Origin of the sequence: Leisingera sp. S232 (genome assembly GCF_049800895.1) — a bacterium.
In the GTDB taxonomy this organism is placed as follows: domain Bacteria; phylum Pseudomonadota; class Alphaproteobacteria; order Rhodobacterales; family Rhodobacteraceae; genus Leisingera.
Map to the genome: position 1 here is coordinate 1 of NZ_JBNAFX010000080.1, position 2187 is coordinate 2187.

Sequence of the window (2187 nt, forward strand, 5' to 3'; positions counted from 1 at the left end):
CGAGATACTGCGCGCTTCGCAACGCTTCGGCAGGGCGCTGTGGAAACGATGGAGTGGTTATCACATCCGAAGTCGCGTGGAGGCCAAAATGCTATGCCTCAAGGCATTCGGCGAACGCATCATGGCGAGGGACCCAGACAGACAAACCGCCGAAATCCACATCCGCATCGCTCTCATGAACCGATTCTCGGCCCTCGGCACCGCCGAGATCGTGTGTGATGGATGAATCCGCCGCGGAAAGGGGAAGCTCGTCCTCAAAACGAGTTGCGCAACAACGCCACTCAAAGTGACCTATAGCTCGGCAATTTATTTATGAGAAGTCTGCAAACCCGACCATTTCCTAGAAAGCCGTTGACCGTATGGTAGTCCCTCCATTTTAGAAGGTGGGCGTCGGCATAACCCAATCTGCTTTTAGTTTCTGCCTTGGGGACGCTGCTTTCCGCTACACATAAAATCCGCAATGCGTTTCGCTTTATCAAAAAGGACAAATATTCTTTGATTCACGACAGACTTGTGAAACTATTGCTCGAGCAATGCATGACACAGTTCAACTTGAGGGGGCACCATGCGAGATCACCATTTCAAGCTACTTCGTACGATTGCAATAACGTCAATTTTTGCTTTGATCGCTGGAATGTCTTCTGCACAGGACGGTATAAAGCGTGTTGTTGAAACCGAAGTCACGGGTAGCAATCTTGACCTAGGGGTCGGCTGCGTACAGGGACGGACCACTATCGATTTCGAAACAGACTCAGCCGCGAAGGCGTATTCCGACAAGCGAGCTTACGATGACCAGATCAGCTCGGCGTTTTTCTGCGGCGTCGCGGGCACGAAGATCCCGAAGCACCCTCTCGTCAACATCATAGCCGGCCTAACCTGCGCAGCAATGTCGATAGACACGCGGCACGAGTTACGCAAAGGTGACAGGATTGTCGAACGCAGTTACGCCTGTGCCGCCGGTGGGGTTGGCGGTACGATCGAGTATGATATTCGCACGGCGATCGGGCAACGTGACGGTAAGAAAGTTGTCCTTTATACACTGTCGTTTTCGACGGACGCGGAAAGAGTCAAAACGCTCGTCGAAGAGGAACTCGAACGATATTGATCCCCATAGGCCGCGGTTGACGTGCTCCCTTAAGTGTCCGCGTTTTATTAGTTAGCTCTGTTCAGGGTTTGGCCCTCTCTTGCCCGGCATGGCAGTGCAATGCTGACGCCCTTCATCGCCACCAATTTCACAGCCGACTCTCGGCGCTGAGCTGGCCGGATCATTTTTTTCCAAGCGCCTCCTTCAGCAGGTCGTTCTGCATGCTGACGTTAGCGTTCAAGCGCCTCAGTCGCCATTTTCTCATCGGCCAGTGCCTTCATCTCTCTGATGAGACTGGCGTCCATGTCGCCATACTTCGCCCGCCACTTGTCCAACGTGGCTCTGCTCATCCCATGCTCGCGGCACAGCTCGGCGGCAGGCACACCACCCTCCAATTGGCGCAGCGCACCCAAGAATTGAGCTTCTGTGAATCGTGCCTTGTTCATCGAAATCTCCTCGTTAACCCTGCCGAGAAAATTCTACTTTCGCCTCCCCTCAAGATCGGGGGATTATCCAGAGTTAACTGAGCGATACCGAATTTAAAAATTTGGCTACGGATTCGATTTCTTCGATCAAAGTGTTCGAACGAGCTCCCCAAAGGTCCACCAAACACCTCTTGTAAAGCATCAGATAGATCTGCCTTTTTGGTCAGAGATATTGCTTCTGGCGGTGATTTGTGGCTGATCGGAGACCAGCTCCAATTGGCACTGCCACTTGCTTTCCACGAACATGATGGGCACAAAACTGAGGTCCACTGAACAGGCGCCTCGCTTGATCGGGAACTTCCAAAGCGGACCTTGCAAGGGGTCAACTCAATTGAGTGAGGCGTTGTTGCGCAACTCGTTTTGAGGACGAGCTTCCCCTTTCCGCGGCGGATTCATCCATCACACACGATCTCGGCGGTGCCGAGGGCCGAGAATCGGTTCATGAGAGCGATGCGGATGTGGATTTCGGCGGTTTGTCTGTCTGGGTCCCTCGCCATGATGCGTTCGCCGAATGCCTTGAGGCATAGCATTTTGGCCTCCACGCGACTTCGGATGTGATAACCACTCCATCGTTTCCACAGCGCCCTGCCGAAGCGTTGCGAAGCGCGCAGTATCTCG

Annotated in this window: 1 protein-coding gene and 3 pseudogenes; 2 read left to right on the forward strand and 2 right to left on the reverse strand. The window is 53.5% G+C overall.

Annotation, left to right across the window (positions count from 1 at the left end; genetic code table 11):
* Together ACP151_RS21295 and ACP151_RS21300 are read left to right on the forward strand one after the other, a co-directional pair.
* A pseudogene (locus ACP151_RS21295) lies at nt 1–226 on the forward strand (IS5/IS1182 family transposase); the annotation flags it as partial.
* Between the two features lie 408 nt (nt 227–634).
* Entirely contained in the window at nt 635–1105 is a 471-nt protein-coding gene (locus ACP151_RS21300; protein WP_424980785.1) for a hypothetical protein, read from the forward strand.
* Nucleotides 1106–1185: 80 nt separating this feature from the next.
* Here the strand turns inward: ACP151_RS21300 and ACP151_RS21305 are convergent.
* A pseudogene (locus ACP151_RS21305) lies at nt 1186–1530 on the reverse strand (transposase); the annotation flags it as partial.
* 431 nt (nt 1531–1961) lie between these two features.
* Nucleotides 1962–2187: pseudogene (locus tag ACP151_RS21310) on the reverse strand (IS5/IS1182 family transposase); the annotation flags it as partial.

Excerpts from the sequence above, each read along its gene's own strand:
- ACP151_RS21300 (WP_424980785.1), top strand. The coding sequence starts at position 635 with ATGTCTTCTGCACAGGACGGTATAAAGCGTGTTGTTGAAACCGAAGTC.